Source organism: Brucella sp. IR073, from assembly GCF_049065735.1.
Classification (GTDB): domain Bacteria; phylum Pseudomonadota; class Alphaproteobacteria; order Rhizobiales; family Rhizobiaceae; genus Paramesorhizobium.
Window position 1 is genome coordinate 146275 of sequence record NZ_JBAKHD010000003.1, and the last position, 12530, is coordinate 158804.

Here is a 12530-nt window from a genome sequence, read left to right on the forward strand (position 1 = left end):
CCCACTGGCAAACACAATCGTGTCGCCGTCCGCTATTTCTCGCCGCGCTCTCAAATCCCATCCGCGATGAATGAAATCAGGATGGCCGAAAACCTTGACGGCTGAATGGTATTCGTCGCCACGGAAGCCAACGAAATGGACGCAAGGTCGCACCTACTCCACCGCCTCATAGGTGGCTTCGAAGATATCCGGCTTGCATGGGTAGAACTCGCCCTTCACGCCTTTGATGATCCAGTCGCCGTGACGGGCGATGTGGTCGCATTCCAGCGTCGGGATGGTGATCTCGATATATGGGCTGACGCGTTCGCCGCATGTGTCGGAATAGGTATCGACGGATCGCGCCGGGTTTTCCGGGCCGATGATCCCGCCGAGGAATTCGCACACGTCGCTCCAGTTCCGCCAGTTCAGCTGAACGGCCTCAATCACCACCGGCTTTTTGCGAAAGAGCTGCGCCATTCACCCCTCCATAAAAAAAGCCCCGGCGAACCGAGGCTTCATCAAATAAAATGCACAAATATGGGAATTATCTCTTGCACTCATGCACAAATATGTGCATATTAAACTCATGAAAGGCGGACATGGTGTCCACCTAGCAGAGGAGAAACCCTGATGAGCTACGAAACTCTCAGCCTTCTCTTGCAAGCTTTGGAAGTGGCGATTGCTTTGGCCGGCCTTATCGCCACTCTCCTGAAGTAAGCAAGCTTCCGGGGGCGCGAATGCTCCCGGTTGCTGCCACAAAGATAATCCCAATCGAACCAAAATCCAAGAGGCTTACATGACCCCCGAAGATTTCAAGGCATGGCGTGAGCGGATGGGGTTCAACCGCGTCCAGGCAGCAGAAGCCCTAGGCGTCTCCAGGAACATGCCCCAGCGCTATGAGGATGGTCACGCGGAAATTCCGCTCTATATCGCGCTGGCTTGTGCCGCGCTGGTTAGAGGAATCGCCCCTTGGCCGAAATAAGCGAGGCTTAACGTGTGCAGGCTTTGCACGGGGTGGGCGACTACACCGCCGCGTGGTTGATCATCGCAGCGTCTTCCCACCGCTCGACCGGAAGTATGCCGTCAGCCACGACCCTGAATTCTACCGGGGCAAACTGCCCGATGGCGCTCTTGCGCTGATTGGATCGCGGCCACCATGCGCACATCATGCCGCGAAAGCCCCACACAGCCCGATAGACGCGGCCTGACGGCATCTTAACGTCAGCCACGGTACCGTAGCGGACGCAGAGTGCCTCGCTGATCGGTCGCCACTCGGACATCGATCACCCATGAAACAGCAAAGCCAGAGACCGGCGAACCGAGGCTCTGACTTGTTTGCGCTTTCTGCAAAGAATGGTCAGAACGGGCCGGACGCTACCCCGGCTTGGGGCCGTTATCGTTAGGCTACCCAGGTACTGGATTTGCACCAGACAATGTTGCCCGCAGGCACATAACCTATCTATGGACCGCGCTTCTGCTTTCAGCGCCGCCGTTCTGATTTGGAGAGAGGGGCGGCGTTGCAACGTTACCTCGCGGTCGGGAAACCCCAACCCCTTGGAACCGCGCCTCTCATTTGGTGTGGTAGGCCCCGGCTCCATTTTCGTTCAGAATTGATAGGCCGCTTCCATATGCGACCATACTCTGAATAAGCCACTTTCGTGACGTGAGTGCCCGGCGTTCCTACCCGTTGCGATGGCCTTTGCCATCGAGGATTGGATATCACTCTCCCCGACAACTACAGTAAGGCGTCCCCACCGACGGTTAAGCCCCATCGCATTTGGTGCGGGGCGGAACTGCTGCCGGTGGAAGGCAACCTATGCAGATCCATACGGTTCCGCCGCCTCGCTTTCCGTTGAGGCTGCGCCTCGAATTAGTGCCGATGCTGCTCTTTGCGTTCCGTCGGCTCGAGACTTCATGACGCTTGTGCAGCGAAGCTTCCCGGCCTGTTAAGGCTTTGTCACGGGGCTGGAATCAAAAAGCGGCTCGTAAGCCGCTTCGTCAGGCGCAAATCGGCACCCTGAAATTAAGCGCAGAATATTCGGGTTTGGGTGATTTGGCAAGCCCAATATTGTTAAAAAAAAATCATCCCGCCCCATTTTTCTGTTGACAATATACGTATGGGTACGTATATTCAAACCATCAGCAAGGCGCTGATACGGGTTGTCTCCCCGAGGCAAGCAGACAGGGAAAACGAAAATGACCTATACCGCTGAAAACGTCGCCAATATCAAGCGCGCTGGCAATCTCGATGCTTACATCGCTCATGAGCGCCAGTTCATCGAGACACTGGAAAACGCGGAAATCCGCTACAATACGCATGGTGACCGCACAGTTTCTTATGGTCACCTTTACGGTCGGTATGGTTTCGATGACGAAACCGCGGAGGTTGTTGCATACAAGGGGTGGGGGGATTGGGAGGACCGCCGTCCGGTTGCATCTTTTGATGGCGACGGGAACCGCGCTCTGGCCTATGCCCGGACTGCCCTTGAAAATCACCTCACCGAACTTGGTAAAGAAGTGCTCGAAGAGGCCCGCTTACGTCTGATTGCTCTCGAAGCGGCCCAATAATGCAACACGCTGGAGGTTGTTACGCGGCCTCCGGCGTATCTTTACCGGCTAAAGGTGATGACGCATGTCCGCCGATGATGATCCTCTCGGACTTTCTGCCCTTACCGATGATCAGCTTGTCGAAATGGCGCGCCATGTGGCGGTCGAGTTAGGCAAGAGGCACTATGACGTAATGGCCGCTGCGCAGGCGGCCATACTCTCCGAACACGACAAAGCGAAACTAGCGCTGGAGGCGGCGGAGAAAGAAGCCGCCAGGCTGCGTAAAGAAGAAGCCGAACGAGTCGCGCGCGAGGCGGCGGACAAAGTGCGGGCCGAGATGGCCAAGGCCAGCATCGCAAAAACTCAAAAAAATTGGGCGAAGAAAAAAATTCTCGCCATGATGGTCTCGGAAACGCTTGGGCCGGGCTGGTACATAACAGTCTGGAACCGCGATGGAGATGACAAGCGCGTCTACATCGATGGACCCGGCAAAGGCCAAAATGAGCGCGGGTACACCAAGGACGCCAAAATCACTTATTACGTCACCGGCAACTCCTCTACAGCGCCGGGAAAATTGGTAATTCTGCAGCTCCCTAACGCGGACGAAAAGCTTATCCGCGTGATATGCGAGCAAGCCTCGCGCGACTGGAACCGGCTACAGCAGGTCAATTGCGACGACGCAATACAAAGTCCTGTCAGCCCAGCGCCCTACCCCCAATCCTACCTCGACGCCAAGGAGGCGAAGAATGTCTAAGGCACTTACCAATCCCCTCGCCGGGATCGTCGCGGCGGCAAGTAAAAAGCTCCCTGCAAAAACCGGCGCAGTGCAGGAACATGCTCACCGCGTTGCCACGGGAGCCGATGTTGTGATCCTTGCTGACACGTCAGGCTCGATGTTCGAAATGGCCGGTCGGCGGCGCAAGATTGATATCCTGTCCGAAGCACTGACTGTTGTGCGCGGCGATCTGCCAAGCGCCACCACGATTGCGTTTGACAGCCTACCAAAGCGCCTCGCGCCGCATGAGCCGTTACCTGCCCCTGACGGCGGCACCGCCCTCCACCTCGCTATCGATGAGGCGGCGCGTCTGCGCCCCCGCAAAACCATTGTCATTACAGATGGGCAGCCTGACAATGAGCGTCAGGCCATATCTTCAGCGGGTCGGCTGACAGGCACGATTGATGTGATCTATTGTGGTAATGACAACGATACGCAGGCCATCGACTTTTTGCGCCGCCTCGCCGCCGCAGCAGGGGGAACGATTATTGTCCATGACCTTAAGCGGTACGGGGAGGCGAGCGTCAAAGCCATCGCCAGCGCAGCCGCCACGCTGGCATTGCCTGCTCCCAAACACGGGGCATAGCGCGTCCAATAAGAAGTTTCGATCCACGCCCGATGGGCGACGAGGCCATGGTTAGCATAGCCGTACGAAAAGGCAACAACTCAAAGCTTGCGGACGACATATGAGTTACCTCTATTTTGTTACTCTCAACACCGGCTCTACCAGCACCATGGACGCGCCCGATGCCACCGTGACGCATTCGGCTGCGCTTGACCTTGGGCGGGCCTTACGCGACGGGCGCGCTCCGATAACCGCCCATAATGGCTATGATCTGGCGGTGCTGACGGTGGGGCGGTCAATGCTCTGTACCGTCTATAAGGGCAACTCCCCGCTGGCGACGTTTGGCGTTGCGGCTCAGGCGCGTGGCGCGGCGAAGCTATGGCATATGATGCATGAGACCGCGCCGAACTACGGGCTTAAAACGGATGCCAACAATCCTCCTGCCCTCCCATGGTGCGCGGTGCGCGTGGAGCCGGGGTTGCTCAAGGACTTCGGCGCGTCCCGCTGGCTTGCGTCATACGAACTTGAGATTGCGACGGCGTGGATAGAGAGGAGGCATAGGGATGAAGCATGACTACGAGACAGACCCGCGATCCTTCGCCGATTGTCTCAAGGACTTCTCCTTGCGCATTAATGGCGGGAGCGCTTATGGATCACGTCAAAAAGCGGCTGAAGAGCTTCGCGTCCCGGCTACGAGAATCAACGATTGGATGCTGGGGCGCACCTGCCCCTATGAGCAAGCGTTCCGCCGCCAAATGACGCTCATATCGGAGATGACAAGGAGATAACATAAGCCGCGGCTATGCCGCTCTCCTTCGATTATGCGTGAAAAAATGTCGGTGCAACGCATTGAGGGCGAGACGGATATCACCAAGCATGTGCGGGAAATATGCGTCCCGCTCCAGCATGTAGTCAACAGCTGCCCATAGGTTGCCGACGCGAGTTTCCTCCTGCGCTGCCTCAATCGCCTTTCTCGCATCATCGTATGACTGCTTCGCGCGCCTTACCCACGCGTCATACTCATCGGGGTCAGATGCACCCACCGCGCCATTTTGATCATAGTGTGCTGCCGGGGACAGATCGGCCTTACGATAATCGTTCAGCACCTCACGATATCGCTCTGCCGCCTCGTATTGGTCCGCGCTAATACCGTCAGTTTTGTCACGCTTCCATGCAAGGTGCAGGCGTCCGAGATTGTCCCCCGCCAGATCGCTCAATGCTTCGGATGCCGTCATCCCGAATATCCTCATCCTTGCCTGTTGCGCCACCTTTGCCGGCGGCTCCTTCGCTCGCGATATCTGCCCGGAGGGTGTACGGAGCGCGCCCTCCTTCCGTGGTCTTCCTCGTTTCGCCTTGAGCTTCGCCGCTTTCGAATAGCTTTTCATTTAAGTCCCCACACAATAAGCATCAGCAGCAGTAAGAGGCGGATGTCGTGAAGCAGATCGATGATTTGGATCGTTTCGGGTTGATCGCTCCTGTCGTGCCAAATCCAGTTATTCGGCCATAGTTTTGCCGGGTGCGTCTTTCTGTTCCGTTCGCTTCTCTCTGCGCGCGTCATCATCCTCTCCTATGCCGCTCTCTTGCGCAGACGCGCCATTGTGGCCTCTCTGCCGTGTGCTCTGATAAATGCCGCCGCCTGTGACCGGCTCTCGAAGCCAAAACGGTTTTTCGCATGGAGGATCGTGGTGTGGTCCCGGCCTCCGACGCGCTCAGCAATTTGCGGCAGGCTTAAATCCGGACGCAGCGCCCAAACGCAAAGGATCGCATAATGACGGGCATCAACCAGTGTATGCGCGCGCCGCGAGCCGATGATATCTTCATAGGTAAATGGCGTTCCCTGAATGGCGGCGCTGAGAATGGTGCGGATAGGCAGACGCTTTGCCGGTCTGCCAAGCTCCACCTCGTGAAACGCGGCGATGATCTGACGATAGCGCTCTTCCGCTTTCTGCTTGGCCTCCTCTTCTCGTGCCTCTTTTACCCGCTCCGATTCCGCAATGTGCTGCTTCATCCGTGCGATTTTGGCTTCTCGCTCGATCTTCGCGCGCTTTTCCTCTGCCTTGCGCTTGGCGATGACAGCCGCTGCTGCGCGGTTGGTGTGGATTGCTGATACTGCGAACATTATGCGCTCCTCTGGATAGGCCCGTAGACCGTCGCGGTTTTGGCCACCCACAGCGCGCCGGTTGGATATTCCTTGCGCTTGGCGAGCCAAGTCAGATGGTCTATTCCGGTCGCCACGACGGCGCGGCCCTTCAAATGGTCCCGCTCGCCTCGCCTCTTACGAAACTCCAAAATTTCGGCCTGCTGTGCCCGTAGCTCCTGTTGGTAAGCCAGCCGGTCAATGATCGGCTGCATGATACGCTCGCACTCACGGCGCAGCTCTGGCGGCGACGGCATGAAACCATGCGTGAGGCCCGAATGGCCCTGAATGATATCGTCCACCGCAACGTTGAGGCTGTGGCGAGTGACGCCACGAAGCGCCCGGAGATAGACCTCTCTTACCAGCTTGCGGTCAGCTGGCGCGCGCGACGGCAATGCGGAGAGGATGTACATTGCCTTCTCGATATCCTCCGCCGTCACCAGCATCGAGTATGTGTCGTTCGTAGCCATCTGGTTCATCGGTGAAAATCCCTCTTTCTCGCAGCGCTTCGGCCCAAATGTCGGTATGCGACACAGCGCGCTTTGGAGGCGGTTCGGCGCGTTTGACGGTCGGCTCATCGAGCCAGCACTGTCCGTTGAGCCACGTGGCCGCGTGTTTCGTGAATTCCGGGTTCTCGCCTCGGCGCTCGTCGGCATAGCGACGTAGGCCAGTGAGGATTTCTGCGAGATCGGCCTGCTTGCGAGCTGACCGGTAAGCCTTGATGGCCTGCCCCTTCCCGACTTTGCGAGGATAGGCCGGCCAAAACTGTTGCTCGAACTCGGCTTCGAGCGAAACTGAGGAAGCGTTAGCTTCCGAAGTCGTGGAAGGGGTTATTTTTTCTTTAGGGGGTGTGGGGGAGGTTTCTTTTTTAGGGGAAACCATGTCACATGCTGTCACGTCCTGTCCCGTGACGTCACGTGACATCCCGTGACGTTGGCGAGCCTTCCGTTCACGATCAGACGCGCGACGGGCTTCAATGGCGTGGCCGACTTCATCCTTCGTCGCCTGCTCAACAGACGACAGCATTTCAGCGACCGCGCGCGCTTGCTCCTCGGTAAGGCCAATGGTCGCCATTTTCATGAGAACTGTAGGGGGTATCATGCCGCCAGCGCCTCCTCGGCGCGTTGCAAAATGACGACGCACTCATCCTTCAAACCGGCATCCCACGTCATGGTGAGCCGCTCACAGAGGTTGTCGTTCTTGATGACCTGGTAGTGCTGGAGAACGTCGAGAATGGCCTTGGCGCGATTGTCGAGGTCCATGCGCTTGTTCGGGCGCTTAAGCGCCACGCACAGCGAAAACGGCTCATCCACGATGGCATTGCGCCCACGGATGAAATAGCCGCAGTCCGCGCGCCATTTGGCATAGGTTGGAGAGTGGCGGCGCGATTTGCCCCACCCAACGTAGATTTCCCACACAGAAGGCGGGAAAGGCAGGGCGAGCATGATCATGCCGCCTCGCTTTCCGCCTGACGGCCGGCAATCTCTTTTTTGATGAGGCTCACGACTTGCCGGCGATGCTGGAGGATTTGCTCCTGCTGCAAAAACCACGCCTCCCCGCGCGTCTTCTTGCGGCGGTGAAACGCAATGAAGTCTTCCAGCGAACTGACCTCGCCTATCGCCGTGGTGAGCATGGTGCGCAGAGGAAGCATGCGTCACCTCACGCCAGCCGGTATGTTTGCGGACATTCCGGTAAAAGGCCTATGCTGTCCGGCGTCATTACCTCGTGCTGCCTGAGCCAGCGGAAGGCTGCCCCCCCCTACCGGCCTGCTGTCGCGAGATGTGAAATATAGATAACCGTCAATGGCTTCCTTGCTTTCCGAAAGCTGGCATACGATCACGTCGCCAGAATGCAGGCGACCGAGAACGGGCTTGACGTAATGCGGGATTTTCTGCTGCTCTTGAACGGCGCTCATCTGTCACCTTTCTCTATCCGGGATGGGAACGACTTCTCGTCCTTCTCGCGCCGAACTCGCCTCAACCAGTACCGGCGTAATTTCTGCCAAGCCGTCACTGACAGGCGCTCCAGCCAAAGCATCAGCCATGCCAAGAAGTTTCGAATGACGTGCATGTGCTAGCTCCCTCTCGGCCTGGTATGCTTTTTCTGATGCTTCGCGCGCGGCCCTGTACGCGCGAGCGATTGCCGCATAAGCGGATACAGGCATGTCTTTGATTGACCGGTAGCGCAGCCGGTGCATCCACGCGGCTGGAGCGCCATAAAGACGCTCGGCGCGATACATTGCAGCCTCCAGCGTGTCGCCCGGCCCCTGATAGGCGGCCTTAAGGATGAAGTCGCTCATCCCCCGCGCGCTGCTGACAAACTCGACACTCATTTTGTCAGATCCTTCAAAACCTTTGTCGGACATTTCAAAGCTCTCCAGCTACGTTTCAGGACAGCGACGAACTGGAACGCAACGATCTGGAGAGGTTGGATTTGGAGCACATTGGGATGGCGGCTTGGCGAGTGCTTAAGAAGGCTCGCCAAGCCGCGATTGCCAGACACGCACAACAGGAGACTGGCGAGATAGGCGCGGATGCGGAAAGACGTGGCCCGGTTGCGTTTGTGACGGGAGAGATAGCCACGCGCCAGCACGTCGCACCCGCTGCTACGGGAGACCGTGCTGAACTTCAAAGAGCGCGCATGAAGCGCCCCGTAGGTCTCTGAAATGGAATACGAGCAAGGCTTAACCATCGCCGCCTCCACAGCCTTGCTCAGATGGAGCCGCGCTGGAACGCGATACATTTCCAGCGCGGCTCCCTTGGTCCGCCGCTTGGGAGGAGGACGGGGTGGCGGACAGGTGGAACCCACGATCAGCGTAGGCGAGGTCGATGAATTTACGGTCTGATTCTTTCAAACCAGAAATTATCTCCTGGACGGGAGCGCCGCTCTTCACCATTGAAAGGAGGGATATCGTATTGAAATTAGCGGCTGCTTCCCTCACAGCCTCCCTCAGTGTCGAGGGAAGTGCATCGAAAGCATCCATCCTTTCTTTCGGAGGTATGGGGCGCTTTGTGTAAGCGAAACCAGAAACCTTTTCGCCGGAGTTGCTCGTTCTCATGCCTCAGCCCTCCATGCGAGAGCCGCGACAACGGCAACGGTGAAGCTGATGCCATCAACGAAGAACGAAATGGCTTCCCCGCTGTGCAGGCCAAGAGCGAGCATCGCGGCGGCACAAACGAAATTGCAGAGCGCCATGAACATCATGCGGCCCTCTCAGTGGAGGGCGTGTGCTTGAGGGCGATCGAGCGCGGGATTTCAACGGGCCACGGGGTGTTTTCCGGCCACTTCGCTGAGAACCGCCTGACAACCTCGTCATATTTGCGAGCGGTAAAGGTGGTCGCACCTTCACGGATACGAATGAAGAATTTCCCGTCCGAAGCGATATGCTTCCCAACGGTGGTTTCTTCAATCTCTTTGGCTGCGCCGTAAATTGTCGCGAGCGTGAGGAGGTTTTTGGCGAGCTGTGTTTCCATAGCTCGGCATAATAGTAGGATGTTTCCTACTTTTCAATGGGAAACTTCCGATTTCCATTCCAGTGGGGAAAAATCCTATTCTAGTCGCTATGATGAACCTGAAAGAAATTGTCTCTGAGCGCTTAAAGCAGCTCGGCATAGGCCCCGTGGAAGCGGCTACCGCTGGCGGGATCGAGCGAACATATATCCGCGACATTATCGAGGGGAAAAAGAAATCCGTCCGCGCTGATAAACTGGCCGGATTAGCGAAAGCTCTAAAGTTGGACGCCTCGGCCCTCGCAGAAGGACGGATGGTACCCACCGATGAAGGCAGCCCCTCCGCTCCTCTCAAAGAAGAATTTGATGATCTTTTTTCTAGGGCAAGCGAAGAAGATCAAGAGGCAGTTTTGCAGCTAATGCGCCGACTCGTTGCCTCAAGAAAAGGATAGCCGCCCGCCGTTCATCCTCTGTCATTGTCGACCAAATCACCCCGGCCTCCGCCTTTTTATCCACGATACCCGCCGCCCTCTCCTCTGGACCTAAACCCGCGCCATCTCCAGAACCTGCTCTGGTAGATTCTCCCCGTGGGCGAATATGAGCTTAGGTTCATCATAATCGCCAGTATCTGGATCGCCTGTATTTGCGAAGGCGACCACCATGGGCTTTGTCGCCGCGAGCCGTTCGGCAGTCCGGCGCGCATGGCCCGCGTCCTTCGCGATAAACGGTGCGTCTGCCGATAGCTTGCCCCTGTCGCCCTTACGCGCGGTATACGACTGCACCACGTATTGAGTGTTCATCCCCATATTGCCCTCTCCTGTGTTCTCCTGATGTGCGTCATCCTGACTCACCGATGAGAACAAATCAAGAACTGAATGTTCCGGTTTGGTTAAGGCGAACGGCACCCCAGATGTAGCGCGCGCAGCCAGAACGAACCGCAAGAGAGCCTGTGGAAAAGTTTTGTTTCTGGTGCGTGGAAGCACACCCACCCTCCCCTCGTTTATTCCCCATTGCTGAAATGTTACCCAGCGTCATTTCTCTCGTCTAGCTGGTAAAGTGTCCATTTTGGACAGTTCGCCACATAGGCGCGAACCAATACGCTCAAGATCGCGGTAAAATAGTTTTGTCTCGGGAAACTCGATATCTGGGAGCCGGAGAACTGAGCGGCGACCGTTCTTCTCGATCCGGACCCGCCCTTGAGCTTCCAAAGAATGCACATGCCGGATGACAGATGTTCTCGGTATCTGGATGATATGGGCTATTTCCGACGCATTGACCGGCCTCCCCTCATACTCACCGAGCCGGATAGCCAGTTGGATAAGGGTTTCCTCTGCCGGCCTTTTCCGAGCAACGAAAAGGGTCCGGATATCCATCACCATCCGGATAAGAGCGCATCGGGTTCGCCGGTCTCTGCTTCGCTCACTAGGCACCGGATATCATCTACAATTTCTCTGACATATCCTACGCATAGCAAGAAAATGGGACCACTTTGCGGAAAGTGGCCCCATTTCGAGAGGTATGCCTTTCTGCCATAAGATTGACATGCCCAAGCTGCGGAATCCCAAACCTAACCCCAAACAATTCAGGCTGCGTATGTCGCCGGAACTCGTGGCGATTCTCGATGATGCCAGGGGCGCAAAGAGCATGAACCAGCAGATCAATGAATGGCTCTGGAGCAAGGCGCAGGGCGATAATGCCGACCGGCTGGCCAATGCGCTCCGACCGGCACTTGCCTCATTGTCGGATGAAGAGTTTGAGGCATTCACGGCGAACACCATTGCGGCCATCGAAATATTGACGAGAAGCAGAAAGCGTGCATAGCGCTATCCCTAGCGAGGGGCGCCATGACACCAGCCACATTACAGCAATGCCTTGAAGATATGGGCTGGACGCCTGACATCTTGGCGCGGCAGTTGGGATGCCATGTGTCCATGGTCGATGCGTGGCTGGATGGCGACATTGGAATCCCGCCCAAGGCTGCGGCTTGGATAAACATCCTCGCAGAGTGCCATCGTGCGGCGGAAAGCGGAAAGCCGGTTTCGCTTAAGGGGAAATACGGGCCGATTTAGACCGGAGCGGCCTGTATATGGGCCGCTTTTTGAGGTGAGGCAAACGATTGTGCCATCTCGCTTTCCGGGGCGGGTATTTTCTGAAGCATAAACGTAATAACGCTCTGCGACATCCCGATAATAGATATGGCTTCTTCCAACTCTATCGAAACGTCCGGGTGCGCAAGCGGATTTCTATGAAGATCTTTAATTTGCTGTAGTGCGGATATAACGTTTGGGTCGCCTATTTTACCCTGCTTCATCAAATGGAGGACGCCGCCCAAGCTTCGCTTGTCTTCAGGAATTTCTGCATCACCAGATAAAGCTGTATAATACCTTCTCAGCACGCTTTCCACGATTCGGAAGGTGTGGAAACCGCAGGCAGTCGGCAGTTCAAAAGCCAATGCCCTCGCCGCCTCTTGAACGTCAAGTTTTGCCTCGGGCACTTTCGTTACCAAATGAGCGGGGAAAATTGCTTCGCCATTCATCAAAAGCGTGTGTGTGTCGAAGCCTGCTTTCTGCGTGACGAAATAGGAAGGGAAAACTCCCACCTCAGCAAGAAAGGCCGCTTTGAAAGTCTGATATGCTGTAGTTATCCCCGCGATTGCAAACTCATCCACCACTTCTGTCATTTGATGGCTTTGAAGCTGAAAGTGAAGACGGGCGGTCAATTGATCCCCGGCAACGCGGGAACTGCGAATGCTTGATGAGAAAAAGCTTCTATTGAGCAATTCGTCAAGAGCTTGATCGGCAACGAACATCGGAAATATTATGCTGCTTCTTGGGCCAGGGGCCAATTGAGATAACCCCTCCAGCCTCATCACCGTATCGAAAAGATATGGCATATAAATACGCTGCACAGCTGCCCCCTCCATTACGAATCTTGCGGCGATTATATCATCTTCCGCAGCGCCCATGCCAATCTCTCCCTCTCCGATTTTAGCACGAGACTGATTCTAGCACCGTCGCGCGGGGTGCGCAAAAATAAAGTAGGAGGTTTCCAACTTTCCTATTTACAAGTGGGATTTTT

At 56.3% G+C, this 12530-nt stretch carries 23 protein-coding genes; 9 read left to right on the plus strand and 14 right to left on the minus strand.

Annotated features, from left to right (window positions below; translation table 11 throughout):
* Window positions 1–153 precede the first annotated feature (153 nt).
* A complete protein-coding gene (locus ACOWVG_RS07320; RefSeq protein WP_420961085.1) occupies window positions 154–456 on the minus strand; it encodes a hypothetical protein in 303 nt (100 codons plus the stop codon).
* Window positions 457–775: 319 nt separating this feature from the next.
* On the opposite strand from ACOWVG_RS07320, the gene ACOWVG_RS07325 reads away from it, so the two are divergent.
* Window positions 776–961 (plus strand): helix-turn-helix domain-containing protein, encoded by a 186-nt coding sequence (locus tag ACOWVG_RS07325; RefSeq protein ID WP_420961086.1) that lies wholly within the window; start codon window positions 776–778, stop codon window positions 959–961.
* A gap of 40 nt (window positions 962–1001) precedes the next feature.
* Here the strand turns inward: ACOWVG_RS07325 and ACOWVG_RS07330 are convergent, their stop codons facing one another.
* Complete coding sequence (locus ACOWVG_RS07330) at window positions 1002–1259, minus strand: hypothetical protein (RefSeq protein WP_420961087.1); 258 nt, start codon at window positions 1257–1259, stop codon at window positions 1002–1004.
* Window positions 1260–2175: 916 nt separating this feature from the next.
* Between ACOWVG_RS07330 and ACOWVG_RS07335 the strand changes: the two genes are divergently transcribed.
* From ACOWVG_RS07335 to ACOWVG_RS07355, 5 genes are all read left to right on the plus strand, one after another.
* Window positions 2176–2547 carry a hypothetical protein gene (locus tag ACOWVG_RS07335; RefSeq protein WP_420961089.1) on the plus strand — a complete coding sequence of 124 codons (372 nt, stop codon included), beginning with the start codon at window positions 2176–2178 and terminating at the stop codon, window positions 2545–2547.
* 64 nt (window positions 2548–2611) lie between these two features.
* Window positions 2612–3280, plus strand: coding sequence for a hypothetical protein (locus tag ACOWVG_RS07340; RefSeq protein ID WP_420961090.1), 669 nt, complete (start codon window positions 2612–2614; stop codon window positions 3278–3280).
* Window positions 3273–3887, plus strand: coding sequence for a hypothetical protein (locus ACOWVG_RS07345; protein WP_420961091.1), 615 nt, complete (start codon window positions 3273–3275; stop codon window positions 3885–3887). The genes ACOWVG_RS07340 and ACOWVG_RS07345 overlap by 8 nt, the downstream gene beginning before the upstream one ends.
* A 100-nt stretch (window positions 3888–3987) precedes the next feature.
* Complete coding sequence (locus ACOWVG_RS07350) at window positions 3988–4440, plus strand: hypothetical protein (RefSeq protein ID WP_420961093.1); 453 nt, start codon at window positions 3988–3990, stop codon at window positions 4438–4440.
* Complete coding sequence (locus ACOWVG_RS07355; RefSeq protein WP_420961094.1) at window positions 4430–4654, plus strand: hypothetical protein; 225 nt, start codon at window positions 4430–4432, stop codon at window positions 4652–4654. Before ACOWVG_RS07350 ends, ACOWVG_RS07355 begins: the two co-directional genes overlap by 11 nt.
* Before the next feature lie 12 nt (window positions 4655–4666).
* On the opposite strand, the gene ACOWVG_RS07360 is transcribed toward ACOWVG_RS07355, so the two are convergent.
* From ACOWVG_RS07360 to ACOWVG_RS07405, 10 genes are all read right to left on the minus strand, one after another.
* Window positions 4667–5251 carry a hypothetical protein gene (locus ACOWVG_RS07360; RefSeq protein WP_420961095.1) on the minus strand — a complete coding sequence of 195 codons (585 nt, stop codon included), beginning with the start codon at window positions 5249–5251 and terminating at the stop codon, window positions 4667–4669.
* A 182-nt stretch (window positions 5252–5433) separates the two neighbouring features.
* Window positions 5434–5985 (minus strand): helix-turn-helix domain-containing protein, encoded by a 552-nt coding sequence (locus ACOWVG_RS07365; protein WP_420961096.1) that lies wholly within the window; start codon window positions 5983–5985, stop codon window positions 5434–5436.
* Window positions 5985–6482, minus strand: coding sequence for a hypothetical protein (locus ACOWVG_RS07370; RefSeq protein ID WP_420961098.1), 498 nt, complete (start codon window positions 6480–6482; stop codon window positions 5985–5987). The genes ACOWVG_RS07365 and ACOWVG_RS07370 overlap by 1 nt, the downstream gene beginning before the upstream one ends.
* Window positions 6376–7104, minus strand: coding sequence for a hypothetical protein (locus ACOWVG_RS07375; protein ID WP_420961100.1), 729 nt, complete (start codon window positions 7102–7104; stop codon window positions 6376–6378). Before ACOWVG_RS07375 ends, ACOWVG_RS07370 begins: the two co-directional genes overlap by 107 nt.
* Window positions 7101–7454, minus strand: coding sequence for a RusA family crossover junction endodeoxyribonuclease (locus ACOWVG_RS07380; RefSeq protein ID WP_420961102.1), 354 nt, complete (start codon window positions 7452–7454; stop codon window positions 7101–7103). Before ACOWVG_RS07380 ends, ACOWVG_RS07375 begins: the two co-directional genes overlap by 4 nt.
* Complete coding sequence (locus ACOWVG_RS07385; RefSeq protein WP_420961103.1) at window positions 7451–7654, minus strand: hypothetical protein; 204 nt, start codon at window positions 7652–7654, stop codon at window positions 7451–7453. The genes ACOWVG_RS07380 and ACOWVG_RS07385 overlap by 4 nt, the downstream gene beginning before the upstream one ends.
* 267 nt (window positions 7655–7921) lie before the next feature.
* Window positions 7922–8368 carry a hypothetical protein gene (locus tag ACOWVG_RS07390; protein ID WP_420961105.1) on the minus strand — a complete coding sequence of 149 codons (447 nt, stop codon included), beginning with the start codon at window positions 8366–8368 and terminating at the stop codon, window positions 7922–7924.
* Entirely contained in the window at window positions 8332–8745 is a 414-nt protein-coding gene (locus ACOWVG_RS07395) for a hypothetical protein (protein ID WP_420961107.1), read from the minus strand. Before ACOWVG_RS07395 ends, ACOWVG_RS07390 begins: the two co-directional genes overlap by 37 nt.
* Window positions 8746–9057: 312 nt before the next feature.
* Complete coding sequence (locus ACOWVG_RS07400; RefSeq protein ID WP_420961108.1) at window positions 9058–9207, minus strand: hypothetical protein; 150 nt, start codon at window positions 9205–9207, stop codon at window positions 9058–9060.
* On the minus strand, window positions 9204–9476 hold the full coding sequence (locus tag ACOWVG_RS07405) for a hypothetical protein (RefSeq protein ID WP_420961109.1): 273 nt from the start codon (window positions 9474–9476) through the stop codon (window positions 9204–9206). The genes ACOWVG_RS07400 and ACOWVG_RS07405 overlap by 4 nt, the downstream gene beginning before the upstream one ends.
* A gap of 92 nt (window positions 9477–9568) precedes the next feature.
* On the opposite strand from ACOWVG_RS07405, the gene ACOWVG_RS07410 reads away from it, so the two are divergent.
* The gene (locus tag ACOWVG_RS07410; protein WP_420961111.1) at window positions 9569–9904 is read left to right on the plus strand and encodes a hypothetical protein; all 336 of its coding nucleotides are present in this window, start codon (window positions 9569–9571) and stop codon (window positions 9902–9904) included.
* 90 nt (window positions 9905–9994) lie between these two features.
* Here ACOWVG_RS07410 and ACOWVG_RS07415 read toward each other — a convergent pair whose 3' ends face one another.
* Window positions 9995–10435, minus strand: coding sequence for a hypothetical protein (locus tag ACOWVG_RS07415; protein WP_420961112.1), 441 nt, complete (start codon window positions 10433–10435; stop codon window positions 9995–9997).
* Between the two features lie 559 nt (window positions 10436–10994).
* Here ACOWVG_RS07415 and ACOWVG_RS07420 point away from each other — a divergent pair.
* Complete coding sequence (locus ACOWVG_RS07420) at window positions 10995–11273, plus strand: hypothetical protein (protein ID WP_420961114.1); 279 nt, start codon at window positions 10995–10997, stop codon at window positions 11271–11273.
* Window positions 11274–11296: 23 nt separating this feature from the next.
* Window positions 11297–11521: a hypothetical protein gene (locus ACOWVG_RS07425; RefSeq protein ID WP_420961116.1), complete on the plus strand. Its 225-nt coding sequence runs from the start codon at window positions 11297–11299 to the stop codon at window positions 11519–11521.
* Here the strand turns inward: ACOWVG_RS07425 and ACOWVG_RS07430 are convergent.
* A complete protein-coding gene (locus tag ACOWVG_RS07430; RefSeq protein WP_420961117.1) occupies window positions 11518–12417 on the minus strand; it encodes a hypothetical protein in 900 nt (299 codons plus the stop codon). The genes ACOWVG_RS07425 and ACOWVG_RS07430 overlap by 4 nt on opposite strands.
* Window positions 12418–12530: the final 113 nt, after the last annotated feature.